The sequence below is a fragment of the Tenacibaculum tangerinum genome, from assembly GCF_029853675.1.
Classification (GTDB): domain Bacteria; phylum Bacteroidota; class Bacteroidia; order Flavobacteriales; family Flavobacteriaceae; genus Polaribacter; species Polaribacter tangerinum_A.
Map to the genome: position 1 here is coordinate 1,621,406 of NZ_CP122539.1, position 25,837 is coordinate 1,647,242.

Below are 25,837 nucleotides of genomic sequence, written 5' to 3' on the forward strand. Positions count from 1 at the left end.
AAGATGTCAGAATTAACAAAAGATATTTTACGCGGAGGGCAGTTCCTAGTAAAAGAAACAAAATGCGAAGATATATTTACTCCTGAAGATTTTTCAGAAGAGCAAACCATGATGCGTGATGCGGTTAAAGAGTTTAACGACCGTGAAGTAATTCCTTACAAAGATCGCTTCGAAAAAAGGGACTTTGCACTTACTGAAGAAACCATGCGCAAAGCTGGTGAATTAGGATTCTTAGGTGTGGCTGTTCCTGAAGCTTATGGCGGATTAGGAATGGGCTTCGTTTCTACCATGTTAACTTGTGACTACATTTCGAGTGGAACAGGATCTTTTAGTACCGCTTTTGGTGCGCATACGGGTATTGGTACGATGCCAATTACTTTATACGGTACCGAAGAACAAAAGCAAAAATACGTTCCTGCCTTAGCAATGGGTGAAAAATTCGGAGCTTACTGCTTAACAGAACCAGGAGCAGGATCAGATGCAAATTCTGGTAAAACTACTGCCGAATTAACTGAAGACGGAAAACATTATAAAATTAACGGACAAAAAATGTGGATTTCGAATGCTGGTTTTGCTGAAATCTTCATCGTTTTTGCCCGTATCGAAGACGATAAAAACATTACTGGTTTTATCTTAGAATACGATAAGAATAATCCTAACGGAGTAACGTTAGGCGAAGAAGAACACAAATTAGGAATTCGTGCCTCTTCTACACGTCAGGTATTTTTTAACGATACCTTAATTCCTGTTGAAAATATGCTATCGGTTCGTGGTGGTGGATTTAAAATTGCCATGAATGCCTTAAACGTAGGTCGTATTAAATTGGCAGCCGCTTGTTTAGACTCTCAACGAAGAATTACCACTTCGGCTGTAGAATATGCCAATGAGCGTAAACAATTTAAAACTCCAATCGCTGAATTTGGAGCGATTAAAATGAAATTAGCCGAAATGGCAACCAGTGCGTATGTAGGGGAATCTGCATCGTATAGAGCTGCCAAAAATATTGAAGATCGAATTGCTATTCGTGAAGCAGAAGGAAACTCACATCAAGAAGCAGAATTAAAAGGTGTTGAAGAATATGCTATTGAATGTTCTATCTTAAAAGTAGCCGTTTCTGAAGATGTACAAAACTGTGCAGACGAAGGAATTCAAATTTACGGAGGTATGGGATTCTCTGAAGAAACCCCTATGGAAGCTGCTTGGAGAGATGCTCGTATTGCTCGTATTTACGAAGGAACAAACGAAATCAACCGTTTATTATCGGTAGGAATGTTGGTTAAAAAAGCCATGAAAGGGCATGTAGACTTATTGAATCCTGCTATGGCTGTGAAAGATGAATTAATGGGAATTCCTTCTTTCGACACTCCTGATTATTCTGAATTATTTTCAGAGGAAAAAGAGATGATTGCCAAGTTGAAAAAAGTGTTTTTAATGGTGGCAGGAGCGGCCTTACAAAAATTCGGTCCTGAGTTAGAAAAACACCAACAATTATTAACGGCTGCATCCGATATTTTAATTGAAATATACATGGCAGAGTCTGGAATTTTAAGAGCCGAAAAGAATGCCAAACGCTTTGGTGAAGACGCTCAAAAAGAACAAATAGCCATGGCAAAATTATATTTATACAATGCAGTAGAAATCATTACCAAAAGTGCCAGAGAAGGAGTTATTTCTTTCACTGAAGGTGATGAGCAACGTATGATGTTAATGGGATTAAAACGTTTTACTAAATATACCAACTACCCGAATGTAGTTGCGTTACGTAATACTATCGCAGAAAAACTAAAAGCAGAAAATAAGTACTGCTTCTAAAAAATTGAAAAATTTTCTTCAACTTTTATAGGTTTTAGAATTTAGTTGTTTGTTTAAAAGATCGTCAAATTAAATTTTGGCGGTCTTTTTTTTATCAGATATAATACGATTTATTATTTCACATTTTCGTCTATTGTCTCTTCGAGTAAAATTAGTTGAATGAAATGGAAATTGTACTTCGGCTAGACTCAACAGAGCTATTGAGAAGCAATAGTATATTTCTAAGTACAACCGAAGTACAATTTTTAATTCATTATCATTCTTAAGCTACTGGTATAAGTAAAACATTGTTTCTATACCTAAAGTAATTTTGCCACAAGTTTATACATGGAATATTACTGCTTTTTCTAATAGAGTATCGCTATTATTATAGGAACGAAGCATCATTAGTATGTTTATTTTTTTATATTTGAAGAAATAAAATTGTTGATAATTTTTACGTAATATCTATATAAAAAATACTGTAAACATATAGATGTTAGTTACCGTTTAAACTATGTGAACAATTATTAAAATAATAACCGTTTAAATTCTCCCCCATGTACAAAAAAGTAATCCTTCTTTTAGTAATTGTTGTTTTTATGTTAAGTTGTAGCAAACAAGATGCACCTATAGATGAAACACCACCAACAGAACCAGAAATACCACCAACAGAAACAACAACTTTAGATCTTAATGACGATGGTAAACTCAACATCCTAATCTTAGGCACCAGCAATTCTATCAATAGTTCTTCGAGTGGATTTGCTTCAGATAAAATCGCTATAGAACTGCAAAATATTTTATCGAATGATGAATCTGTAACACTTGATGTGAATGTCGTATCAGAAGACATATACAAGAGTAAAAACATTGAAGTTGGTTTGGGTCAAGCCGGTAATGTATATAACTTTTGGCATTATTCACATTCATTAATGCAATATTATTATTGGCCAGAAGGCAAAACTGAACGTTGGGAAAATTTAGCCAACCAATCAACTAATAAATGGGACTATGTGATTATGGGAGCAGATCCTTATATCGTTTCAAAAGTACCAGGCTATTACGCATTAGGTGTTAATAAAATCGCTTCAAAAGTGCTTGAAGGAGGTGCCAAACCAATGCTATTGTTAGTATGGCCTAAAGATGAAGCAAACACCACATCTGTAAAAAATTACGAAGAATTTACGTATCGTATAGCAGAAGGCGCTGAAAATCAATTGGAAACCATCCCTGCAGGACTCGCCTGGAATGCACTGGCTGGTAGTAAAAAAGATACTGCTACCGAGCACCCTACACCCAACGGAGCTTATGTGGCAGCAGCAGCAATTTATTCGCAATTAAGCAATAAAAGCGCTACAGCATCTGCCTACAGTTATGATGATGAAATTGCTGATACGGCGTTTTCTACCAAAACGAATGAAGAAAACAAGGAACATTATACTGGAGACCACGATTTCATGTCGCCCTATAAAAATTGCAGTATCAATGATGCTACACTCAATTATAATCATACAGGTACTAGTTCAGAAAACGGCATTTTAAATGGTTTAAAATGGATCATTACCCAATCGGACAGAACATTGGTAAGCGGCGGAACATCACCAATTAACTTTAATTATGGAAGAGCCAATACCAATTTTGAAGCGAGTAAACGCTATAAGGTAGATCCGAGTAAATTCGATTTTTCTTTAGGTTTTCCAATGCAAGATAATGGTAACCATGGAAATACCTCTATGTTATACGGTCTAGATAAACGAACAAGTGACAGTAATAACGGTACTGACTTGGGTACGGCACTATACATGATTAGAAATTCAGAGTTACCCAACGCACGTGCTATCCCTATTCGCACACTGTATGCACAAATAAAAGAAGCCATACCTAGTCAATCCGCTTATCGTGATGATTGGCACATGCACGGTATTTTAGATCGAGCTACGGGTGCTTTTATGTACACTTTATTAACAGGTGAATGTGTGTTAGGAGCTGAACCGTCTGATACTAATTCTGATGCATGGAAATCATGGATGGCCCAAAAAATTGGACACCAAACAGCTTATACCTTCATGTCACTCAAAGGAACTTCACTGAGTTGTAATTAACGTAAGAATGATACAGACACGGTTAAAACTAATAACAAACCCCGCTAATGCGGGGTTTAATTTTGCAAAAAACTGGATACTACCGTAAAATAAAAACGCATTCACTTATTACTATAAAATCCGTGCACCTTTCCTTTCAAACTACCTTTCTAGAACAATTTATAAGAGTAAAAATACACACCCTTTGTAAAAGAACTCCCAAATGATGATGCTTGCAAACCCTACTTCACCAAATATAAATGGCAAGAATATTTTTAAACATTCTAAATATGACAAGACTAAAGGCTTTGTGAAAAAACATTATACATATCATTGTTAATTGTTATGGTTTTCATCATTTATAAGATGCTACAAAAAACATTTTGCATGGTTTTTGAAATAACGACAAGTAGTAAACGTTTATCAAGTGTTCAGTTAATTCAACGCTATGGTGTGCGTCAAACCTCTACTTGACTTTTTATGCAAAAAGAAGGTAAGGGTATCAACATAACTCAATAATTTTAAATGATGAATTTCAAATTGTTCATATTCTGTAAGTAAATAAACTACAAGATGAACACACGTTTAGCGAGACCAATCCACTGAGAATATCAATTTCTATACGAGGTAAAATAGACTCGATGAATGTGTCGGTAGCCGCAGCTATGTTAACTTTGCAAGCGAAACGACAGCGAGGTTTTTAAAGAGTCACTTCTTTTTTTACCATAACCATTTTACGCATCCGAATCATATAAATTAACGTCTATAATTTGTATATTTTTTTATTTTTATAAAATCCAAAAAATAATTTAATATACAAATTACAGACAAAACAAATAAAAAACAAAATACTGAATATCAATAAAATAACACTCAATTATTCAACATTTAAGAATGATTTTTTGGTCTAATATAATGTCCGTATATTTACGTGTTGTACGCAATTTAACGCTACCAAATATAACTTCTACAAAATAAATGATAGTTATGAGAAAAATAATTTTAGGAATTTTAACAATCGGAATTTTATTATCCTGTAATAGTGATGATGATAACGAAATCAATATCAACGAACAAAATTTTCTGATTTTTGGACATTTTTACGGAGAATGTGGTGGAGAAGGATGTGTAGAAACTTTTAAACTTACTAACAAATCACTTTTTGAAGATACTGTTGACGACTACAATGGGCAAAATATGGAATTTATTGAATTAGAAAATGATGCGTTCGAACAAGTCAAAAACTTAACCGATTTCTTCCCGAATCAACTTCTGAATCAAAATGAAACTGTTTTTGGATGTCCAGATTGTGCTGATGGAGGTGGACTGTTTATACAATATTCGGAAAATGGAAACTTAAAAAGTTGGAGGATTGACCAAGTGAAAGCTAACGTGCCAAACTATCTACATAATTTTATGGATAAAGTAAATGAAAAGATAGTCTTAATAAACGAATAAAAACTGCTTACAACAATGGTAGCTGATGCACAACCCCTAAATTTTAAAAAAAAGGAATTCATTTTAAAGCTATGTAAGGGCTTTATTTAGAACTAAGCCAAAATTTTTAACTCCTGATTTTCTTCTTTCAGAAAGCTTACAACAAAAGATGTTAAGTAATAGGGTACATTTTTTAACCAAAACACAAAAGCAACCGCTTTTGCCTCACTTTTAGTAGACTTACCCAAGAATTTTAATAGTTTTTTAATGTTGTATGCAGCCCCAGCCATGAGCATGCACTTATCTGCCCCATCGACACCCCTAACATTGACTTTGCGCTAGCCTATAACCTGAGGAGAATAATCAATATCATGGGATTCAGTACCCTTACAAAAGATATATATTCTCTTGTTAAAAAAACATTTTGCCGTTATTGTAAGCCTATTTGGGGCTGTATGCCTTAAAATAACAGCTTTACAAACTCAAAAGATACATTTTGAAACAATTCAAAAACCAAACCTTTTTGCTCAAAAAATAGCGTTTTTACCTAAAATACTCAATCATTTATGCTACTTTTGAGACAGACTGACGTTGGCAATAATTATGAGGAAAATAATTTTAATTACATTAATTTTTATTTCATACGAAATTTCATCCCAAAATAAATTCTTGGATTTTATTGTAACTCACAATAATGACACTATTTATGGAAGATATAGAGGTAATAAGTTAATCGATCCAAACAAAAAATCTCATAAAGTAAATAGAAAAAAAATTAAAACAATAAGGTCTGATAATAAAATATACCATTTAGCTTTATTGAAAAATAAAGAGTTTTTTGGTGATAAAAACGATAGTCTTATAGGAATATCGAAAAATCAAAAACCATTATTTAAAGAAGAAAGTTATTATTATATAAGAAAACTGAATAAAAAGGAAAGGAGAGACTTTATAGTTACAAAAAACAATGACACAATTTTCGGAAAAATAAAACAAATAACTTTTGGAGGAAAAAAACTTGTAACTGAATTAGGAGAAAAATATCCTGTTTCAAGTTCAAAATTATATAGAGAAAAAGGTGCGATTTTTTTAATCAGAAATGATTTAAAAACTAAAGGAAACCTGACTTCTCCAAATGAAGTAGAGCTTCTATACAATGGAAAAAAAGCTAAACTTTTTAAACAAGTTATAGAAAACACAAATTATTATAATGTTCATTATTATATTGAAAAAGATGGAAAAATGGAATTAATTATACCAGAACGTTTTACAAAAATGATAATGCGGATAATGCCTGAAAATAAAAAACTATTGAATAAACTGAGAAAAAGAGAATATACATTTTATGATATTTATTTAGTCATAAAATATTTTAATGAAATTTAACAGAATTAACTATTGCCAACACCGATAGCTGATGCACAACCCCCAAATTTCAAAAAAATAGAATTCATTTTAAAGCTATGTAAGGGCTTTATTTAGAACGAAGCCAAAATTTTTAACTCCTTATTTTGCTTTTTTTCTGAGCTTAAAACGAAATTTATTAAGTGATATCGTACGTTTTTTAACCAAAACACAAAAGCAACCGCTTTTGCCTCAGTTTTAGTAGGTTTACCCAAGAATTTTAATAGTTTTTTAATGTTATATGCAGCCCCAGCCATGAGCATGCACTTATTCGCCCCATCAATGCCCCTAACATTAACTTTGCGCAAGCCTATATACTGCGTGAGAGTAATCAATATTATGGGATTCAAGACCCTTGTAAAAGAGGTATAATGTCTTATTAAAACACATTTTACCGTTATTGTAAGCCTATTTGGGGCTGTATGCCTTAAAATAACAGCTTTACAAACTCAAAAGATACATTTTGAAACAATTCAAAAACGAAACTTTTTTGCTGAAAAATTGGCGTTTTTACCTAAAAAAATCAATCATTTATGCTACTTTTGAGACAGACTGCCGTTTTGCATAATTTAAAAAAAAGAATATGAAAATAATTTTACTGACTTTATTTATTGGAATTTCAACCATCCAAATCAACCAAGAAAGACCAATTGACAAATGGATTCAAGAAATCGTTGAGGAAATGATTGAAATGAATGACCTTGAAAAATATAGTGAAAAAGAAATCCCTTCTGACATAAAAGTTAATTTTATTATGGTAGAATCCGTGAAAGATATACAAATTGAAAATGGAATTATAAGTATGCTCGTAAATCACGGAACTGGAAAATATTGTACTGAATTGAAATTTAAATACGTGGAAAAAAACAAAAAATTCTATCTGATTTTCGACGAACCAGAAAGGAAATTTATTAATCCATGGATTGAAAAAAATAAAGTATGTGAGTAAAAACTATGCACAATACCGGTAGCTCATGCACAACACCCAAATTTTAAAAAAATAGAATTCATTTTAAAGCTATGTAAGGGCTTTATTTAGAACTAAGCCAAAGTTTTTAACTCCTTATTTTGCTTTTTTGAGGGCTCAAAACATATCAAATATGCCATTTGAACATCCCCCCGTTGTAGGCTTCCCGAAAAACAGGACAGTCATAAATTCTAATTTACTAACTTTAAATTCAAACTATCATTATGAAGAGTACCAAAAAACACTATCAATCTATACAACCAAATAAGATTACACGTATCTTTAGGATGTAAAACACCGAATACAGTATTAAAATCAGCGTAAAATCTCCCGAAGCTTCAGGATTAAACTGTAGCTATATTTCAAGACTTAATATTAGAGCACCGAAATGAAACAATGGAAACCCGAAATATTATTTAAACTATTGTGGATAGGACTTACCTTATTCACAATCTATATTTTTGGGTGGCTGACCTTTGTTTATTTAACATTTGGAAATCTCTTTAAGGAAAAGTATGAAATTTGGAATTTACTCTTGCCGAATATCTTGACAATTGGACTTTTGATTTTCTACACAAAGGAACTTTTAATTGGAAATAATCCTGAATCAAAAAATCGGAATTTAAAATCGTTGCTAATTTTTTCTACTTTAATAACAATTTTGACTTTTATTCAAATCCCTCAATTTGAATTGTTGCTCACGGATTTAAAATCGGAATATTGGCAAGTCATGATATCGCTGATTATTGTTTTGACGTCATATGTTGGAATAATAGCAAATAGAATTTTAAAATTAATTAAACCAAAAAACAAAAAACGAAAATAGAATAACTTTTGAAGAATGGTATTCCAAATGGTTAGATGATGAATACATAGGTTTAAAAAGATTGAAAGAAACTAAACCAGCTTTATATCAACTTGAAAAAAATAATAACCCAATAGTTCCTTTGATTTGGAGATGGTTGAAGAAAAGATCAAGATAAATTAATGACTATAGCTAACAAATATGTATAACCAGAATTACGGCGGATTCTACTTCTTCCGAATCCACTCGGTAATTACGAATACTTGTACTTAAACAAAGTATATAACTTTAATCCCGTAACAACATTTATAAATTGTTGTAGCTGTTATTTTGAAAAACCAATCGTAGAAAAAATGAACTCAGAACAAAATTATGTAGAAATAAATCGACAATCTTGGAACAACAGAACCGAAATACATTTAAAATCGAAATTCTACGACCTTGACAATTTTATCAAAGGAAAAAATTCACTAAACAACATCGAATTAAACTTGCTTGGCGACGTAAAAGGAAAAACCATTTTGCATTTACAATGTCATTTCGGGCAAGACACTATTTCGTTGAGCAGACTTGGAGCAAATGTTATAGGTGTTGACTTATCAGACAAAGCTATTGAAAGTGCAAAGCAAATTGCAAAGAACACAAATTCAAATACAAAATTCATTTGTTGTGACATTTATGACTTACCAAACCATTTGAACGAAAAATTTGATATTGTTTTTACAAGTTATGGAACAATTGGTTGGTTACCAGACTTGGATAAATGGGCAAAAATTATTTCTAATTTTTTAAAACCAAACGGACAATTTGTGTTTGTAGAATTTCATCCTGTTGTATGGATGTTTGACGATAACTTTGAAAAAATTGATTACAGATATTTTAATTCAGGAGCAATTATAGAAACAGAAAATGGAACTTATGCCGACAAAAAAGCAGCTATAACCCAATCATATGTAATGTGGAATCACGGAATAAGTGAAGTAATAAACAATTTAATTAATAACGAACTTGAAATAAATTCTCTTGAAGAGTTTGATTACTCCCCCTATAACTGTTTCAATAAGACAATAGAATTTGAGCCGAGAAAATATAGAATAGAACATTTAGAAGACAAAATCCCAATGGTTTATTCAATAACAGCAAAAAGAAAAAACAATAGGTAAATACGCAATGTTACTGCCGCAGGGGCAACAAAAGTAAACTGCCCATACATGCCGTTGTGTGTAATAATTTGAAGAAACAGAACAAAATATGTTAAATGAAAAAAAATCAATTTTAAAAAAAACATCTAAAACAGTTACAGATACTTCTGAACAGGTACTAGCTCAACTTAAAAACGGGCTTTCTAAAATTGGAGATATAGGAACAAATACCAAAAATAAGTTTGTTGATTATGTAAAAGATGTATTTGATGTTTTACCTTTAATTGAAAACGCAGGATTTAAAACAAATAGGGTAATCGTTGGAATTTCTGTTCCGCCATCTATAGAAATACATTTTAGTAGATATAAAGAACTTAATGAAAAAGAGACTAATAAATTACTTGAATTATATTCTAACAGAAAAATGTTTAAATTAATATTCAAAGCATTGAGAATGTCAAATGAATTTCAAGGAAAATTATCTTCGGAAACATTAGTTTTTAGTGAAACTTGTATTGAGATTTCAATTCCACCAAAAGTTAGTATAAAATACCTAAATAAAGATATTTCTAATCTAACTAAAATTGAAAGCGAATTTGATTAAATAACGTAGCACAGCACTATATGAAAATCATTATTACTTCTGTTCAAAACCAAAGCACGTTGCACTTTAAAAACTAATTTATTGTTGTGTTTTGAGCTTTCTTCTTGAACTTCATACGAAACTAATAATAACAGAATATATAGCGAATGAGTAGAAATTATGGCTTCTCATGTGGCTGCGTCTCACATGTCATAAACCAACTATATTTGAAGAAAGGGTTTAACTCTAAAAAGTCAACCCCTCGATAAATAAGTTTATACACTTTATGAGATAGTATCAATCAGAATTTCCTTAGGAAATTCATCTCGCTCTTAAATGTTTACTATACTAGTTTCTTAAACACGCATCTAAACATAAACCAGACATTTTGCGCAAGCACTAGAATCTAAAATTTGCAACAATTCTTTTCCAAACACATCGTTTCATTATTCCTTTATATTATGTGGATAATTCTTATCACGATTCTGAAATCGTAGAATATGTTCTTTTACAATCACACCTTTATCAACATTTATAGCATTTAGTATGGTTTTATTTTCATTCCAACTCTCGCGACCAGATATAACAGACGGTACATGCACTAGTAGCGCTGCAGAAATTGACCTTGAAGCACTTTCCCAAAAATAACTTGGTGTATGATTTACCGCGTAGTAATCAATATTATCTATAGCAATTATTGGGTTTTTAAAAGTGGTAGGTTTTGCGAAATAAAAACCCATACCTTCGTCGCAACTCACATCGATAATAAGTGCACCTGGTTTAAGCATCGATTTTTCTTCCTCTATTACATAATCAATTGGATTATCTGTATCTTGATATGTGCCATTAATTATTATTTCAGATTCATTAATTAAATCTAATAATGGTCTTTGTGAACCATCATGCTCAACAACAATTAGTCGTGGTTGGTTTTGGTTTCCTTTAATAACTCTAACATAGTCTACATTTAAGACTTCTTCTCTCACTTCATGATCTGGCCTTTGAATACATATAGTAATATCTCTAAAACCATGCGCTTTTAAGGCGTAAATAGCACCTCTACTTACAGCACCAAAACTAAATACAATTACCTTTCGCTGATTTCCATAATGACCATCTATTCCCTTTAATTGCAAGGCGTGTATAACTGCACTATATCCAGCCATTTCATTATTTTTATAAAATGTATGTCTTCCCATTTGTCCGCTAGGCGTCCACACATACATATCTTCAAAAGCAATTAAAGTTAATTTTTTATCTATAGCTGTTTGTGTAACTTTCGTATTTTGAGCACAATGCGGATAACCCCAAATAATACCTCCGTCTTTTAGTTCTTTAAAATCTGATAAAATAGGTTTGGCAATTATAGCACAACCTATGCTTGCTAAAATTTCACCTCTTGAAGCAACTCCTCCTGTTAAGGCACTGATATCTTTGTCTTCTATGTTAAAAGGTTTTCCGTAACCTTCTTCGAAAATAAGTTGTCTTCGAATATGTTCAGGAAGTCTATTTAAATGTGCAGGATGAACAGGCACACGCCTTTCATCTTCTTTCTTTGAAGTACCAATTACTCCCATTTTTAAAAAAGTCATATGTTTTTAAATTAACACGAATTGCACGGTAATGACATGAGCAAAGCGAAATATTAGAATTACTATTAGAAAGTTACTTACTAGCAATCAGGCATTAAGTTGGTTACTAGGGGTTCATTAATCAAAACAAAGACTTAAATTAAAAAGTCTCCGGAATTCGCTGAAGTAGTACGGAGAAATTCAATATCAACAGACAAATAGTACTTTGTCAAAGGTACCTTTAAATAAATGATTATAAAGATAATACCAAAATAATATTAAATCGAAGCTTCAGTATTAACCTGTAACTATATTTCAGAACAAGACACCTAGTTATTGATGAGAAATCGACTAAAAAATATTCTCTAAAATTGAGATATAAAGAGTCCCTTGAGACCATACCCTAAAAGAAATTAGCTTTTGCAATGATCTCCTTTTTTTATTCGTCATATTGTCAGTAAAAAACTATTGGCATCTTTTTTGTAATTTTTAAGGAAAAAACTTACTAACTTTACAGAGACAGAAAATAATTTTATGGACGATAATTTTTCACCACAGGTTAGAGATGTAATCACTTTTAGTAAAGAAGAAGCCTTACGACTAGGACATGACTTTATTGGAACTGAACATCTTTTGTTAGGTTTGATTAGAAAAGGAGATGGAAAAGCCATCGAAATATTAACAACTTTTGATGTTGACTTAGATTTAGTACGCAATAAATTAGAGAAGTTAAATCCCACCACCCCATCTATTACAACTCCACAAAAAAAGAGTTTACACCTTACTAGACAAGCAGAGAAAGCAATAAAAACAACATTTTTAGAAGCTAAATTATATCAAAGTAACGCAATAGATACTGCGCATTTACTGCTGTGTATTTTGCGCAACGAGAACGACCCAACTACAAAATTACTTCAAAAGTATGATGTAGATTATGAGCAAGCTAAAAACTTATACAAAGAGCTGCATGTTGATAATGATACATTTATTTCACCAATAGGAGAAACTCCTTCTGGTGACGATTTTGCAGATGAAAAATCGAATCCGTACGGACAACAACCTCAAAAAGGCAAGCAAGTAAAAAAGTCTAAAACCCCTGTTTTAGATAACTTCGGACGTGATTTAACCGCATTAGCCGTAGCAGGAAAATTAGACCCTGTTGTAGGTCGTTTAAAGGAAATAGAACGTGTTTCTCAGATCTTAAGTAGACGAAAAAAGAACAATCCAATGCTTATTGGAGAGCCTGGTGTTGGTAAATCTGCCATTGCTGAAGGATTGGCACTACGTATTGTAGATAGAAAGGTATCTAGAATTTTATTCGATAAGCGCATCGTTTCTCTAGACCTAGCCAGCTTGGTTGCAGGAACAAAGTATAGAGGTCAGTTCGAAGAACGTATGAAAGCTTTAATGAATGAACTCGAAAAGAACGATGATATCATTTTATTTATAGATGAAATTCATACCATTGTAGGCGCTGGTGGTGCTACAGGTTCTTTAGATGCTTCAAATATGCTAAAACCCGCTTTAGCAAGAGGAGAAATTCAATGTATTGGAGCTACTACCCTCGATGAATACAGAACGAACATTGAAAAGGACGGAGCCCTAGAGCGTCGTTTTCAGAAAGTAATTGTAGACCCTACTACAGTAGAAGAAACGATTCAAATTTTACACAATATTAAAGGTAAATACGAAGCACATCATCATGTTACTTTTACTGATGAGGCTATTGAAGCCTGTGTAAAATTAACCAACCGTTATATGACCGATCGCTTTTTACCAGACAAAGCTATTGATGCGTTAGATGAAGCAGGATCGAGAATTCATATTACCAATATTGTGGTTCCGCAACAGATTCTAGAACTAGAAGCAAAACTTGAAGAAATAAGAAGTAGTAAAACAAAAGCAGTAAGCGGACAAAAGTACGAAGAAGCTGCCAAGCTACGCGATGATGAAAAAAATATTGAAACAGCCTTAGATTCTGCTCAAAAACAATGGGAAGAAGATTCTAAACTACATAGAGAAACTGTTACTGAAGATAATGTAGCAGAGGTAGTATCGATGATGACAGGAATTCCTGTTAATCGCGTTGCCGAAGCAGAAAGTCATCGCTTAGCAGAACTGCCACAATTAATTAAAGGTAAAGTCATTGGTCAAGACAACGCTGTTGCCAAAGTTGTGAAAGCGATACAACGTAACCGTGTTGGTTTAAAAGACCCTAACAAACCTATCGGATCTTTTATTTTCTTAGGTTCTACAGGGGTTGGAAAAACTCAACTAGCAAAAGTATTAGCACGTGAGTTGTTTGACTCTGAAGATTCTTTAATTAGAATTGATATGAGTGAGTATATGGAAAAATTTGCCATTTCTCGTTTAATTGGAGCACCTCCAGGCTATGTTGGTTATGAAGAAGGAGGACAGTTAACTGAAAAAGTGCGTCGCAAACCTTATTCAGTAATTTTATTAGATGAAATTGAAAAGGCACATCCCGATGTATTCAATATGCTTTTACAAGTATTAGATGATGGATATATAACCGACAGTTTAGGTCGTAAGATTGATTTTAGAAACACTATTATCATCATGACTTCAAACATTGGAGCTCGTAAGTTAAAAGATTTTGGTGGAGGTGTTGGTTTTGGAACTGCTTCAAAAAAAGAACAGGAAGATGCCCATGCTAAAAGCGTTATTGAAGGTGCCTTAAAAAAATCGTTTGCTCCTGAATTCTTAAATCGTATTGATGATATTGTAATCTTTAACTCACTAGAACGTGAAGATATTCATAAAATCATCGATATTGAATTGGATAAATTATTAAAACGTATTGACGACTTAGGTTATAAGCTAACTTTAAGTGAAAAAGCGAAGGATTATATTGCCGACAAAGGTTTTGATAAGCAATACGGTGCTCGTCCTTTAAAAAGAGCCATTCAAAAATACATAGAAGATGCTTTAGCTGAAGAAATTGTAAGCTCTAAGCTAGATGAAGGAGATTCAATTTTTATGGACTTAGATGAGAAGGATGAAAAACTTCTCATTACAATAGAAAAAGGCGAAAAGCCTAAAGAGTCCCGCACTGAAATTGACGAAGAGTAATAAAGTAAAAAACCCAAGCAGTATAGCTTGGGTTTTTTAGTATTTTTGCAAAAAAGAACATCTCTAAAACACAAGTAAATTCATTATAACTAATCATATCCAAAATCAGTTTTAACAATAAAAGACTCCCCACTTATTAATAGATTAAGGGTAAAATACACAATGAAGAAAATAACAAAGCATCTTTTAATCTTTAAAAGAAGAATAACTCAACAACACGAATTAAAAAAGTTATCTAAAATAGAAAACGACACACTTCAAAAGGTAATAAACGCATTTATAGTAACCCAAAAAAAATTGCACAAGAATGAAGATCTTAACTCATTTTCGAACTGTGAAAACTACAGAACTAAACTCTTAGCAGATAATACCCCCATTAGCTACAAAATATTCTCTTCCGATAAAGTAGTTTCGGTACGAGAAATATGCAAAAAAGCAGCCTCTGGCAAAAAATGGTGTCAGTTTTTATACCATTTAGTTGATGCAATTGATGCTCCTAAAGTTTTAGAAATTGGAACTAATCTTGGTATTTCAGGATCGTACATACTTGAAGCAATGAAAAATAAAAATGGTAAACTAACCACTATGGAAGGATTGCCTCAACTTTGCGAAATATCTGCTGCCCAATTCGCTACCATTGTTCCAAATTCAAAATTTGAAGTAATTCAAGGCTTGTATGAAAATACGTTCTCGAAGGTGATTGAAAATAAAGAAGAATACGATATACTATTTATTGATGGAAACCACCAAAAAGCTCCCACACTCGAATACTTTAAAGCTTTAAAAGCTACAATAAAAAAAACAGCCATATTTGTTTTTGATGATATTTATTGGAGCGATGGAATGACAGAAGCTTGGGAAATTATAAAGAAAGATAAAGATGTTAATTTTTCGATAGACTTGTACGAGCAAGGAATAGTAATAATTGACAAAAACGAACCCATACATCATAAAGAATTTAGTCTACATCTTTCTTATTAGAAATGCCTCTAGTTATTGAGTTGCTATGAATCATGTGCATATTTTTTTTACAATTACAGCAAATACTTTTAAGCCAAATTCATTAAACAGTAAAAACAGTCTTTAAATTTATTATCGAAGTTCTGCCTGTATACATTATTTTTTTGTATTTTTCGGCGTTTACAAAAAATTAAAGATTCTATCTCATTAGAAAAATAATGTTTTATTCAAATAAAATGTTAATTTCTTTGATAAAAAACTTTAAAAAAGTAACTTCGACCCCTTAAACACCATTATTTACTAAACACAAAACGATGAAAAAACTAGTACTTTTAGCCCTCATAGGAGTCACCATAATTTCATGTAAAAAAGAAGAACCTGTAAAGGATTATCTGATTTTATCTGGTAAAATTGACAATTATAAAAAAAGTAATCTTACTTTAAATGGCTTTAATTTTGAGAAAAAAATAAATTTTGACAAAAGCACCAGTTCTTTTACAGATACCTTAAGAATTGAGAGAGATGGGTATTACACCTTAATTTTTAATAAAAAACCGGTCAATGTATATTTGACAAAAACTGATGACACAGGGATGGTTTTTGATTTTAAAAATCTTAAAATTATCAACTTTGAAGGAGCTAATAAAGAGATAAACAACTATCTTCTTGAAAAGCAAAAAATTTGGCCTGAAATATTGGTAAGTGCCAATAAATATTTTGCCTTAGAGGAAGAAGAATTCCTAAATAAAACTGAAGAATACAAGGAAGCAGTAACTGAACTTTCTATTTCTAAACAATTACCTGCTGAATTCATTACACAAGAAGTAAAAAATATAGACTATGAATGTTTAAGAAACATCTACAACTACCAAGATTACCACGCTACGCTTACAGGAAATAAAGATTTTAAAGTTTCAGAAGACTTCCCAGACCCTTTAGAAAACTTTAATTATAGTAGCGATAGCGATTATGTGAACTCGTATTTCTACAGAGCCATGTTAGAAGCTGAGTTAAAAAGAATCGCCACATTAAACAACAAAGAAGGAGAAGATTATTATTTAACATACTTAGAAACGGTACAAACTGAAGTTACCGATACGATTGCTAAAAACGATTTATTATACAGTAGTGCGCAAAATAGCATTACATATGCTAGTGATTTAAAAGAGTTTTACAAAAAGTTTATGGCGTACTCTACTAATGAAACGCATAAAAAAGAAATTACCAAAGACTATAATCTTTTAAAAACAACAGCAAAAGGACAACCTGCTCCTAAGTTTAAAGATTACGTGAATTACGATGGTGGTACCACCTCTATGGATGATTTATTAAAAGACGGAAAGTACTTGTACATCGATGTTTGGGCTACTTGGTGCGGTTACTGTAAAAGAGAGATTCCTTTATTAAAGATGTTAGAACAAGAATACCACGGTAAAAACATAGAGTTTGTAAGTATTAATGTTGATGATAAAGGGAAAGAAGAGAAGTGGAAAGAAACGATTCAAGACAGAGAAATGACTGGTATACAATTAATGGCGGGAGACAGTCACTTGAATCTAGAATGGGCTCAAAACTTTTTAATCAAGGGACTGCCAAGATTTATCATCATAGATCCTGAAGGTAAAATTGTAAGTCCAAATGCTCCTGCACCATCACAAGGAGAAAAATTAATTAATTTGTTTAATGAATTGGGTATTTAAAACCTAATTTGTTTTCTATACATCAATAAAACAACCACTGATTAAGAATCAGTGGTTGTTTTATGTTATAGATAAAATAATGGTGGTTAGTTCAATTAACTAAAATCTATTATCCCCATCTAAAATATCTCCCAATCCTCCTAACACACTGCCTTCTCCCCTATCACCTCTTCCTGTTTGAGGTGCCATAGCTAACACTCTACCTGCTAATCGGCTAAATGGCAACGACTGAACATATACCGTTCCTGGTCCTCTTAACCTTGCAAAAAACAAGCCTTCTCCACCAAAAATGGTGTTTTTTATTCCTCCTACAAATTCAATATCGTAATCAACATCTTGCGTAAAACCAACGATACAGCCTGTATCTACTTTTAATACTTCTCCGGGTTGTAGCACTTTTTTTGCCATAGTACCTCCTGCGTGTACAAAACCGATACCGTCTCCTTCCATTTTTTGCATAATAAACCCTTCTCCTCCAAACAAGCCTCTACCTAAGCGTTTTGAGAATTCAATTCCAATCGATACTCCTTTGGCAGCGCATAAGAAGGCATCTTTTTGACAAATGAATTTGCCACCAAACTCAGTTAAATCAATTGGAATGATTTTTCCTGGATAAGGTGAGGCAAAAGATACTTGTTTTTTTCCCTGACCTTCATTGGTAAACACAGTCATAAACAAACTTTCACCCGTTAAAATTCTTTTTCCAGCAGAAAAAATTTTTCCTAACAACCCTTTTTCTTGATTTGATCCATCTCCAAAAATGGTATTCATTTTTATATCGGAATTCATCATCATAAAACTACCACTTTCAGCTACAACTCCTTCTTGCGGGTCTAATTCTATTTCAACGTACTGCATTTCTTCCCCAAAAATGCGATAATCAATTTCGTGTGCATTCATATTTTTTACTTTTATAGTTATAAGAAGATTTTTTTAGTGTTTTGTTACAAACGATTTCTTATCACCTAATATTTTAAGTATATCTAAAGCTTTAAAAGTGACTTCTTTTCGTTCTTTATTAAAAAACTTCATATTAAAATCCTCTAAAGGAATTATGTTTGTTGCGAAGAAATACACATTGTTTTTAACGGAGACGTAGCCAACAAACCAACCGTTATTTTCATTACCTCTTATCGACCAACCCGTTTTACCTCTTAGTACATACGCATTGTTTTTAGATAGTACCATCATCTTTTTTATAATGCTATCCGTTCGTTTAGAAATAGGTAATTCTGAAGTATACAGCCTTTTTAAGAAATCGATTTGTTCTAGCTGACTGATCTTCGATTTTCCTTGCAACCAAAAATTATCTAAGTTGGCTTCATGTACATCCATTGAACCAAAATTTAACTCTGCTAAGCTAGTTTTCATTCTTTCTACCCCGATTTTTCTTGCAACTTCTTGGTAACAAGGAACACAAGAATACTGGAAAGCTTGCTGTAAAGTTAAATCTTGCTCCCATACTTTCAAGTACCTAGATTCTCCATTCCATTTAAAAATCGTACTGTCATTTTTAACAACACCAGTTTCTAGGGCAATAATAGAATTAGGAATTTTAAAGGTAGATGCTGGTAAATTCCCTTTTGTACACCATTCAAAATCATTCGAATAGTAACTATCTTTATTCAAGTTATAAACTAATACAGCTCCTCCTAATTTTGTAGCATCGAGAATTTCTTGAAACTCCTCTTGAACTACAAATCTTGTTTCAGTCTTCTCTTTTCTATTCCTCTCTTCATTTTTACAAGAAAATAGCAACACAAAAGCTATAGAAAAATAACTGAATTTCATAAGTAAACTAATTTTTAACCTTTAAACTCCACTCATATTCAAATTTTGAAACAGAAACTCCCTCTTCATTAAAACCTTCAGAAGTAACGGTTACTGTTTGCCCTTCACCTGTATTAACTGCTTTTTGTATTGTTTCTCTTATTAATTCACCCTCGTTACACTCAAAACGAATTTTACCCTTAGCCTTTTTGGTAAAAGTTGCGTTCATATTGGTAACCAACATTGAAACCTTTTTACCCGACGCATCTATTTCTTTCATCACCAAAATACCTGTTGATAACTCTGATGCCATTCCTTGTACCGCCCAAAAAATTGATTTAAAAGGATTTTGATTTACCCACTTGTGAGTTACTTTAACCACTGCTGAATTGTTCGTAATTGACTGTAATCGCACTCCAGTAAAAAAAGCCGCTGGTAATTTAAAAAATAAAAAGGCATTAACTTTTCGAGGTGTAAACTTCATTTTTGTCAGTATTTACAGGCAATGTACAGCTTTTTATTTAATTAAGTCTCGAAACATAAATGTTAAATTATGTTAATTTTTAGTACTATGTATTGCATAATACCTTTTAAAAGATATATATTTGCAATGTAAAGTATTATATAAAATATTTCATCATGCAACACAACAACCAAAATACCAATGCCTTTTTAATACATATTTCTGCTTTTGCAGGGTATTTATTTCCTTTAGGAAGTATTATTACCCCGCTTATATTATGGCAAACATTGAAAGAAAGAGGTCCCTTTTTAGATGAACACGGTAAGGAAGCAGTTAATTTTAACATCAGCTTTGGTCTGTATATTTTTATACTAGGCGCTTCTTTTATTCCTTTTTTCTTCGGAAATATTTTTAATGGGTTTAATGGTATCAATATCGATTTTGGCGAACATCATGGATACGGAAGTTTATTTAACATTTTTGGATTTGCTTCACTAGTCAGCATTGTCGCTCTTATCAAAGTAGCATTGATCATCATAGCTGCTATGAAAGCCAACAAAGGCGAAATGTATCATTATCCGCTAACCATAAAATTTATAAAATAACCCATAAACCGCATTACATGAAGATCGAAAACACAAAAGCACAAATGCGCAAGGGCGTTTTAGAATACTGCATCTTATCTATTTTACAAAAAGGAGATGCGTATACTTCTGAGATACTCTCGAGCCTTAAAAGTGCTGAAATGATTGTGGTTGAAGGAACCATATATCCGTTACTTACCCGCTTAAAAAATGCAGGACTCTTAAGTTACCGATGGGAAGAATCAACCTCTGGACCTCCTAGAAAATATTACGTACTCACCGAAAATGGTGGAATGTTTTTAAAAGAATTAGATAAAACATGGCATAATTTAGTAAACGCAGTAAACCAAGTAACAAGCACAAAATCAACTAAAGATGAATAAGACAATTAATATAAACTTAGGCGGATTTTTCTTCCACATCGACGAAACAGCCTATCAAAAACTAAAACGATACTTAGACGCTATTGCTCGTTCGCTAAGTGATGACCCACAAGGAAAAAATGAAATTATAGCAGATATCGAAGCCCGTATTAGCGAGTTATTATCTGAAAGAATTACCGATGCCCGTCAGGTCGTAAATGAAAGCGATATTGAAGAAATTATTGCGATTATGGGGCAACCTGAAGATTATGCAGAAGCTGAAGAGACATACAATGAAAATACTTCTTATAATTATAGCAGAAATACCGCTAAAAAAATGTTTAGAGATGGTGATGACAAATTTTTAGGGGGAGTATGTTCTGGTTTAGGGCATTATTTTAATATCGATGTAGTTTGGATTCGCTTGACTTTCTTAATCTTAACACTAGCAGGTTTTGGTTTTGGAATTATAGGCTACATCATTTTATGGATTATCCTACCAGAAGCTAAAACTACTTCTGAGAAGTTACAAATGGAAGGAGAAGCCGTAAATATTGACAACATTGAAAAAAAATTCGTAACGAATTTAACAACCTTTCTACAAAAGTAAAGGAAGGCGCCCATGATTTATCGGATAAAATCTCAAATGCCGATTATCAAAAACTACGTAACCAAACAAAGTCTGGTTTTCAGGATTTTATAGACACAATGGGTAAAATTTTACTTGCCGTATTCAAAGTGTTCGGTAAATTCATGGGCGTTTTACTAATCTTTATTGCCGGAATAACTATTATATCGCTGCTACTCGGATTATTTTCGGTAGGTAGTTTAGAAATCTTGAATTTTGATAGTGAGTTTGTTCATTATCCCCCGTTTCTTTATGATGCTACTTTACCTAAATGGCTATTAATGACCTCTTTATTTATTTTAATAGGAATTCCATTTATCGTTCTTTTTATTTTAGGCTTAAGAATCCTTTCACCAAATGTAAAAAGGTTAAGCACTACTGCCATTTTAACGATTTTAGGTCTTTGGTTAGTATCACTATTTGCCGTAGGATTTTCTGCTATAGAATACGCAACCAGTCATGCTTACGATGGCACAAGTGTTAGCAAACATAGCATCACCTACAACCAAGAAGACCCTTTAAAAATACGTGTAGTAAACGATGATAATATTTACTACAATCATAATGTACGCAATCGTAATAACTCTATTTCTGTTCATGTAAAAGATAAAGAAATGAAGTACTCTAACGATGTTAACATTGATGTTCGTAAGAGTGAAACAAACAATGCCTACATAGAAATTAAGAAAACTTCTGAAGGTAGAAAACGATACGACGCAAATAATAATGCTGAAGCAATTCGATACAACTTTAAAGTTGCAAACAATACGATTGTTTTTGATGCTTTCTTTTTAAGTGAGTATAAAAACATATCGAAAGATGAAGAAATTGAAGCTACTATATACATTCCCGAAGGAACAACTGTATATTTTGAAGGCTCTTCTCGTAACTTTTTAAACGATGTAAAGAACATTCAAGATGTATATGATCGTGATATGGCAAACCATCACTTTAAAATGACTTCTAAAGGTTTTGATTGTTTAGATTGTGATAAGGAAGATATTAATAGTAATTCTGAAGAATGGAATTCTGATAATAACAATGACAACGACAATGACGTAAGTTTTTTATTTGATAGTACTATAAATGACACAAAAGCTGAATTAATTATTACCAAAGAAACAACCAAAAAAGAATTGGAAAAACTTGCCAACTGGTTCAAAGACCGCAAAAATATTGATATTGATTTTTCTGAATCTGATTTTTATCCAAATGGTAAAATTAAAGCCTATTCTTTAAAGGTAGATTGTAACGACGGATTCAAGGGAAACAGCAATTATAGCGGTATCGTATTTGGTAACGGTAAGCACGGATTTACTAGAAAGTATAACGAAGAAGATAAAAGCTTAGCTTTTAAAATTTGGTAAACGCATCATCAACTGAAAAACTATGAACGATTTATTTGACTTCTTCTTTAAAGGTAACTTTTTTATAAAAACAGTTACTCTACTATATACTCTTCTGCTCTCTTGGGTAATGAACGGACAAGTACATGAAATACCAAACTACAAGCCTGTTGCTGTCAATTTACACAATGAGATTGTAAAAATGGATAGTATATTTTTCAATGCTTATAATACTTGTAATCTAAAAACACAAGCAGATATGTTAAGTGATGATATTGAGTTTTTTCATGATAAAGGAGGTGTATCTACTTCTAAAAGCGAAATTATAGCTGCTACTAAAAAGAATATTTGTGGTAAAGTTACTCGCAATTTGATAAAGGGAAGTGTAGAAGTGTATCCTATAAACAATTATGGAGCAGTAGAAATTGGATATCATAAGTTTTTTAACAATCAAGAACCAAATGCTAAAGCTATTCCTAGCAAATTTATTGTCGTTTGGAAAAAAGAAAACAACCGATGGTTAATGACTAAAATTATTAGCCTGCATTAACATATAGTTTTATACTAACAACATTAGTTCATTGGTTAGCTAACTCCGGTGACACTAATACTTGGTTTTATTAGTTAAGCCAAAGCTTGTACAGCTTTGGCTTTTTACTGTATAATACCATTATAAAAACTTAACTGCTCTTTTTTTACAATGTATATATCCACATTTTTTTTATTTTGTACTTTTAAAATCTACAACTTTTATAAAAGTAACACATGCAACCAAACAACACAGCAAGTATTTTTAGTGATCGTATTCAATTACCCTTTCAGTTTAGTGCTGCCAAAATGTTAGAAGAAACTAAAGCGCTACAGTTAGAGAATTTTGAATATTATAATGTTATTCCTTTACGCTCACCAGCGCATCTGGTAGATACCTCTCTGCCTTTTCCCCCTCCCGCAGATGATTATGCTGATGGTTCTTGGACAGATTGGCTAGATACCAAAGCCTTAAAACAGTCTTCTTATTTAACTAGCATTGTAGATTTTTTTAAGGAACACACAACTGTAACTTTAGTTCGATTGCTTCGATTGGCACCTCATTCTACAGTAAAAGAACATATAGATGCTACTTTGGGATTAGAGGTTGAAAAATCAGTAGTTCGCCTTACCATACCTATTCTCAACAATAAAGATGTAACTTTTTACTTAAATAACACGCCTGTCCAAATGCAAGCTGGTGAGTGTTGGTATTTGCGACTTACCGACCCGCATAAAGTAATAAATGATGGAGCACAAGAGCGTATTAATATGACTATTGATATGATTCCGAACGATTGGCTTCGACACGTCATTAAGGAGAGCGACAAAAACGTTGCTGAATAAAACTAAAAAGGTTACGATTTTTGTTCGTAACCTTTTTAGTTTTTTATCTTTTTATTCGCTATTCCAAGCCTCCTAAATAACGCTCTGCATCTAGGGCAGCCATACAACCTGTACCTGCTGCTGTAACTGCTTGGCGATATTCTTTATCTTGTACATCTCCTGCTGCAAAAACACCAGGTAAGTTTGTTTTGGTAGATTTTCCTTTGGTAATTAAGTACCCTGTTTCATCCATGTCTAATATTCCTTTAAACAGGTCAGTATTCGGTTTATGACCTATGGCAATAAACACTCCTGTTACTGGAATTTCTATTTTCTCTTGAGTTTGATTGTTAACAGCTCGTACACCTTCTACAACATTGTCACCCAAGACCTCATCAATTTCGGTATTATATAAAACTGTAATATTCTTGGTTTTATTTACACGGTGCTGCATTGCTTTAGAAGCACGCATGTAATCTTTACGAACTAACATAGTAACCTTGCTACAAATATTTGCTAAATAAGTAGCTTCTTCTGCTGCGGTATCTCCTGCGCCCACTACAACAACATCCTGTCCTTTGTAAAAGAAACCATCGCAAGTAGCACAAGCAGATACACCACCTCCTATTAAACGTTGCTCACTTTCTAATCCTAAATATTTAGCAGTAGCTCCTGTAGAAATAATAACCGTTTGTGCTTCAATTTCAGTTGATTCATCAACTATAACCTTATGTATTCCTCCTTCTTTCTCTGAGAATTCTACTTTTGTTACTACTCCAAAACGAACATCGGTACCAAAACGTTCTGCTTGATTTTTTAAATCTTCCATCATTGCTGTACCATCAGTTCCATTTGGATATCCAGGAAAATTGTCAACCTCAGTAGTTGTAGTTAACTGTCCTCCCATTTGCATTCCTGTGTACATCACTGGTTTCATATCTGCTCTTGCTGCATAAATCGCTGCGGTATACCCTGCTGGTCCAGAACCAATAATCAAACATTTAATTTTTTCTGCCATTATTTAAAATTTTTGAAGTTACAAATGTAATTTTTTTTTACTTCTATTATCTGTTTTTGAATAGATTTTAACTATAAACTTATTAGGATTATAGTAGCTAATAAATATTTTATTTTTTTATTTCTCATTTACTTTTTTTTCTAAATTTGCAGTCCGAATTACTCAGGGTGTATCCTCTCAACTTCGTTCGAGATAAACTATACTACGAGTATATTATTTTCGGGGTGTAGCGTAGCCCGGTCATCGCGCCTGCTTTGGGAGCAGGAGGTCGCAGGTTCGAATCCTGCCACCCCGACTAAAATTAATACCAAAGAAAATTAAAACCTTGTAAATCATATGATTTACAAGGTTTTATAGTTTTTACCAAGAATTGAATCAAAATAAATTGTGAAACTACACCAAAATTGGTGCATTCATTCCAAAATTACAATTACTCAAGTTTATGTAAGGGTATTGAAAGAAAAGCGAGTTATAAAATTAACATCTTACTTAAAAAAAGTTAAAATTGAACCTATGAAGTTAAAAAAGAAGTTAGATTCATTTAATTAATATTCATCTTGATATTATGCTTAAAACATACCTAAATAGTATTCCTTTCTAATCTCATTCCCTTTTACCCTTATTTCTTTAACATATATATTTTTGTCTAATAATTTCTATAACTAGGAAAGAACTAATCAAAATAACAGAACTCTAAAAAAAGAAAGCAACCCAAAAGATTAAAACTAAGAGAATAAAGAAGCTAAACCAATGTTAAGTTGAAAAATCTGATTTTT

The 25,837-nt window shown here is 32.4% G+C and carries 22 protein-coding genes and 1 tRNA gene; 18 read left to right on the forward strand and 5 right to left on the reverse strand.

The features are described from left to right. The first annotated feature begins 3 nt into the window (after nt 1-3). The 8 genes from P8625_RS07115 to P8625_RS07155 all read left to right on the forward strand — a co-directional run bounded on the left by P8625_RS07115 (nt 4) and on the right by P8625_RS07155 (nt 10,234). On the forward strand, nt 4-1,812 hold the full coding sequence (locus P8625_RS07115) for an acyl-CoA dehydrogenase family protein (RefSeq protein WP_279652765.1): 1,809 nt from the start codon (nt 4-6) through the stop codon (nt 1,810-1,812). A gap of 539 nt (nt 1,813-2,351) precedes the next feature. Next, nucleotides 2,352-3,896, forward strand: a complete 1,545-nt coding sequence (locus P8625_RS07120) for a hypothetical protein (protein ID WP_279652766.1) — start codon at nt 2,352-2,354, stop codon at nt 3,894-3,896. A 966-nt stretch (nt 3,897-4,862) separates the two neighbouring features. Next, nucleotides 4,863-5,333 (forward strand): hypothetical protein, encoded by a 471-nt coding sequence (locus P8625_RS07130; protein ID WP_279652767.1) that lies wholly within the window; start codon nt 4,863-4,865, stop codon nt 5,331-5,333. A 582-nt stretch (nt 5,334-5,915) separates the two neighbouring features. Further along, the gene (locus P8625_RS07135) at nt 5,916-6,698 is read left to right on the forward strand and encodes a hypothetical protein (protein WP_279652768.1); all 783 of its coding nucleotides are present in this window, start codon (nt 5,916-5,918) and stop codon (nt 6,696-6,698) included. A gap of 601 nt (nt 6,699-7,299) precedes the next feature. Then, complete coding sequence (locus P8625_RS07140) at nt 7,300-7,665, forward strand: hypothetical protein (RefSeq protein WP_279652769.1); 366 nt, start codon at nt 7,300-7,302, stop codon at nt 7,663-7,665. Between the two features lie 406 nt (nt 7,666-8,071). Beyond that, on the forward strand, nt 8,072-8,509 hold the full coding sequence (locus P8625_RS07145; RefSeq protein WP_279652770.1) for a hypothetical protein: 438 nt from the start codon (nt 8,072-8,074) through the stop codon (nt 8,507-8,509). 332 nt (nt 8,510-8,841) lie between these two features. Then, on the forward strand, nt 8,842-9,651 hold the full coding sequence (locus P8625_RS07150) for a class I SAM-dependent methyltransferase (protein ID WP_279652771.1): 810 nt from the start codon (nt 8,842-8,844) through the stop codon (nt 9,649-9,651). Between the two features lie 88 nt (nt 9,652-9,739). Next, a complete protein-coding gene (locus P8625_RS07155; protein ID WP_279652772.1) occupies nt 9,740-10,234 on the forward strand; it encodes a hypothetical protein in 495 nt (164 codons plus the stop codon). A 425-nt stretch (nt 10,235-10,659) separates the two neighbouring features. Here the strand turns inward: P8625_RS07155 and P8625_RS07160 are convergent, their stop codons facing one another. Continuing rightward, nucleotides 10,660-11,805 carry a N(5)-(carboxyethyl)ornithine synthase gene (locus P8625_RS07160; RefSeq protein WP_279652773.1) on the reverse strand — a complete coding sequence of 382 codons (1,146 nt, stop codon included), beginning with the start codon at nt 11,803-11,805 and terminating at the stop codon, nt 10,660-10,662. A gap of 513 nt (nt 11,806-12,318) precedes the next feature. On the opposite strand from P8625_RS07160, the gene P8625_RS07165 reads away from it, so the two are divergent. The 3 genes from P8625_RS07165 to P8625_RS07175 all read left to right on the forward strand — a co-directional run bounded on the left by P8625_RS07165 (nt 12,319) and on the right by P8625_RS07175 (nt 17,537). Further along, nucleotides 12,319-14,877, forward strand: a complete 2,559-nt coding sequence (locus P8625_RS07165; RefSeq protein WP_279652774.1) for an ATP-dependent Clp protease ATP-binding subunit — start codon at nt 12,319-12,321, stop codon at nt 14,875-14,877. A 162-nt stretch (nt 14,878-15,039) separates the two neighbouring features. Then, nucleotides 15,040-15,858, forward strand: a complete 819-nt coding sequence (locus P8625_RS07170) for an O-methyltransferase (RefSeq protein ID WP_279652775.1) — start codon at nt 15,040-15,042, stop codon at nt 15,856-15,858. A 293-nt stretch (nt 15,859-16,151) separates the two neighbouring features. Next, on the forward strand, nt 16,152-17,537 hold the full coding sequence (locus tag P8625_RS07175; RefSeq protein ID WP_279652776.1) for a TlpA family protein disulfide reductase: 1,386 nt from the start codon (nt 16,152-16,154) through the stop codon (nt 17,535-17,537). A 99-nt stretch (nt 17,538-17,636) separates the two neighbouring features. Here P8625_RS07175 and P8625_RS07180 read toward each other — a convergent pair whose 3' ends face one another. Genes P8625_RS07180 through P8625_RS07190 form a run of 3 tightly spaced genes read right to left on the reverse strand, consistent with a single transcriptional unit; the run spans nt 17,637 to nt 19,791 of the window. Beyond that, nucleotides 17,637-18,437: a TIGR00266 family protein gene (locus tag P8625_RS07180; protein ID WP_279652777.1), complete on the reverse strand. Its 801-nt coding sequence runs from the start codon at nt 18,435-18,437 to the stop codon at nt 17,637-17,639. A gap of 33 nt (nt 18,438-18,470) precedes the next feature. Next, nucleotides 18,471-19,328: a class D beta-lactamase gene (blaOXA, locus tag P8625_RS07185; protein ID WP_279652778.1), complete on the reverse strand. Its 858-nt coding sequence runs from the start codon at nt 19,326-19,328 to the stop codon at nt 18,471-18,473. Between the two features lie 7 nt (nt 19,329-19,335). Then, nucleotides 19,336-19,791 carry a DUF4442 domain-containing protein gene (locus P8625_RS07190; protein ID WP_279652779.1) on the reverse strand — a complete coding sequence of 152 codons (456 nt, stop codon included), beginning with the start codon at nt 19,789-19,791 and terminating at the stop codon, nt 19,336-19,338. A 155-nt stretch (nt 19,792-19,946) separates the two neighbouring features. On the opposite strand from P8625_RS07190, the gene P8625_RS07195 reads away from it, so the two are divergent. The 6 genes from P8625_RS07195 (at nt 19,947) to P8625_RS07220 (ending at nt 24,064) form a co-directional block, all read left to right on the forward strand. Further along, nucleotides 19,947-20,375 (forward strand): DUF4870 domain-containing protein, encoded by a 429-nt coding sequence (locus tag P8625_RS07195; RefSeq protein WP_279652780.1) that lies wholly within the window; start codon nt 19,947-19,949, stop codon nt 20,373-20,375. 17 nt (nt 20,376-20,392) lie between these two features. Beyond that, entirely contained in the window at nt 20,393-20,737 is a 345-nt protein-coding gene (locus P8625_RS07200; RefSeq protein ID WP_028890785.1) for a PadR family transcriptional regulator, read from the forward strand. Then, on the forward strand, nt 20,730-21,326 hold the full coding sequence (locus P8625_RS07205; RefSeq protein WP_279652781.1) for a PspC domain-containing protein: 597 nt from the start codon (nt 20,730-20,732) through the stop codon (nt 21,324-21,326). Before P8625_RS07200 ends, P8625_RS07205 begins: the two co-directional genes overlap by 8 nt. 98 nt (nt 21,327-21,424) lie before the next feature. Then, nucleotides 21,425-22,711 carry an MFS transporter gene (locus P8625_RS07210; RefSeq protein WP_407704765.1) on the forward strand — a complete coding sequence of 429 codons (1,287 nt, stop codon included), beginning with the start codon at nt 21,425-21,427 and terminating at the stop codon, nt 22,709-22,711. Between the two features lie 22 nt (nt 22,712-22,733). Beyond that, nucleotides 22,734-23,240 (forward strand): nuclear transport factor 2 family protein, encoded by a 507-nt coding sequence (locus P8625_RS07215; RefSeq protein ID WP_279652783.1) that lies wholly within the window; start codon nt 22,734-22,736, stop codon nt 23,238-23,240. 215 nt (nt 23,241-23,455) lie between these two features. Then, nucleotides 23,456-24,064, forward strand: a complete 609-nt coding sequence (locus tag P8625_RS07220) for an aspartyl/asparaginyl beta-hydroxylase domain-containing protein (protein WP_279652784.1) — start codon at nt 23,456-23,458, stop codon at nt 24,062-24,064. A gap of 58 nt (nt 24,065-24,122) precedes the next feature. Here the strand turns inward: P8625_RS07220 and trxB are convergent, their stop codons facing one another. Further along, nucleotides 24,123-25,061 carry a thioredoxin-disulfide reductase gene (gene trxB, locus P8625_RS07225; RefSeq protein WP_279652785.1) on the reverse strand — a complete coding sequence of 313 codons (939 nt, stop codon included), beginning with the start codon at nt 25,059-25,061 and terminating at the stop codon, nt 24,123-24,125. Between the two features lie 220 nt (nt 25,062-25,281). Here trxB and P8625_RS07230 point away from each other — a divergent pair. Next, nucleotides 25,282-25,356: transfer RNA gene (locus P8625_RS07230), tRNA-Pro, on the forward strand. The last annotated feature ends 481 nt before the right edge of the window (nt 25,357-25,837 follow it).

What these genes read in the sequence shown, in the direction of transcription:
- P8625_RS07115 (WP_279652765.1), top strand. Translation starts at nt 4, where the DNA reads ATGTCAGAATTAACAAAAGATATTTTACGCGGAGGGCAGTTCCTAGTA.
- P8625_RS07120 (WP_279652766.1), top strand. Translation starts at nt 2,352, where the DNA reads ATGTACAAAAAAGTAATCCTTCTTTTAGTAATTGTTGTTTTTATGTTA.
- P8625_RS07130 (WP_279652767.1), top strand. Translation starts at nt 4,863, where the DNA reads ATGAGAAAAATAATTTTAGGAATTTTAACAATCGGAATTTTATTATCC.
- P8625_RS07135 (WP_279652768.1), top strand. Translation starts at nt 5,916, where the DNA reads ATGAGGAAAATAATTTTAATTACATTAATTTTTATTTCATACGAAATT.
- P8625_RS07140 (WP_279652769.1), top strand. Translation starts at nt 7,300, where the DNA reads ATGAAAATAATTTTACTGACTTTATTTATTGGAATTTCAACCATCCAA.
- P8625_RS07145 (WP_279652770.1), top strand. Translation starts at nt 8,072, where the DNA reads ATGAAACAATGGAAACCCGAAATATTATTTAAACTATTGTGGATAGGA.
- P8625_RS07150 (WP_279652771.1), top strand. Translation starts at nt 8,842, where the DNA reads ATGAACTCAGAACAAAATTATGTAGAAATAAATCGACAATCTTGGAAC.
- P8625_RS07155 (WP_279652772.1), top strand. Translation starts at nt 9,740, where the DNA reads ATGTTAAATGAAAAAAAATCAATTTTAAAAAAAACATCTAAAACAGTT.
- P8625_RS07160 (WP_279652773.1), bottom strand. Translation starts at nt 11,805, where the DNA reads ATGACTTTTTTAAAAATGGGAGTAATTGGTACTTCAAAGAAAGAAGAT.
- P8625_RS07165 (WP_279652774.1), top strand. Translation starts at nt 12,319, where the DNA reads ATGGACGATAATTTTTCACCACAGGTTAGAGATGTAATCACTTTTAGT.
- P8625_RS07170 (WP_279652775.1), top strand. Translation starts at nt 15,040, where the DNA reads ATGAAGAAAATAACAAAGCATCTTTTAATCTTTAAAAGAAGAATAACT.
- P8625_RS07175 (WP_279652776.1), top strand. Translation starts at nt 16,152, where the DNA reads ATGAAAAAACTAGTACTTTTAGCCCTCATAGGAGTCACCATAATTTCA.
- P8625_RS07180 (WP_279652777.1), bottom strand. Translation starts at nt 18,437, where the DNA reads ATGAATGCACACGAAATTGATTATCGCATTTTTGGGGAAGAAATGCAG.
- blaOXA (WP_279652778.1), bottom strand. Translation starts at nt 19,328, where the DNA reads ATGAAATTCAGTTATTTTTCTATAGCTTTTGTGTTGCTATTTTCTTGT.
- P8625_RS07190 (WP_279652779.1), bottom strand. Translation starts at nt 19,791, where the DNA reads ATGAAGTTTACACCTCGAAAAGTTAATGCCTTTTTATTTTTTAAATTA.
- P8625_RS07195 (WP_279652780.1), top strand. Translation starts at nt 19,947, where the DNA reads ATGCAACACAACAACCAAAATACCAATGCCTTTTTAATACATATTTCT.
- P8625_RS07200 (WP_028890785.1), top strand. Translation starts at nt 20,393, where the DNA reads ATGAAGATCGAAAACACAAAAGCACAAATGCGCAAGGGCGTTTTAGAA.
- P8625_RS07205 (WP_279652781.1), top strand. Translation starts at nt 20,730, where the DNA reads ATGAATAAGACAATTAATATAAACTTAGGCGGATTTTTCTTCCACATC.
- P8625_RS07210 (WP_407704765.1), top strand. Translation starts at nt 21,425, where the DNA reads ATGGGTAAAATTTTACTTGCCGTATTCAAAGTGTTCGGTAAATTCATG.
- P8625_RS07215 (WP_279652783.1), top strand. Translation starts at nt 22,734, where the DNA reads ATGAACGATTTATTTGACTTCTTCTTTAAAGGTAACTTTTTTATAAAA.
- P8625_RS07220 (WP_279652784.1), top strand. Translation starts at nt 23,456, where the DNA reads ATGCAACCAAACAACACAGCAAGTATTTTTAGTGATCGTATTCAATTA.
- trxB (WP_279652785.1), bottom strand. Translation starts at nt 25,061, where the DNA reads ATGGCAGAAAAAATTAAATGTTTGATTATTGGTTCTGGACCAGCAGGG.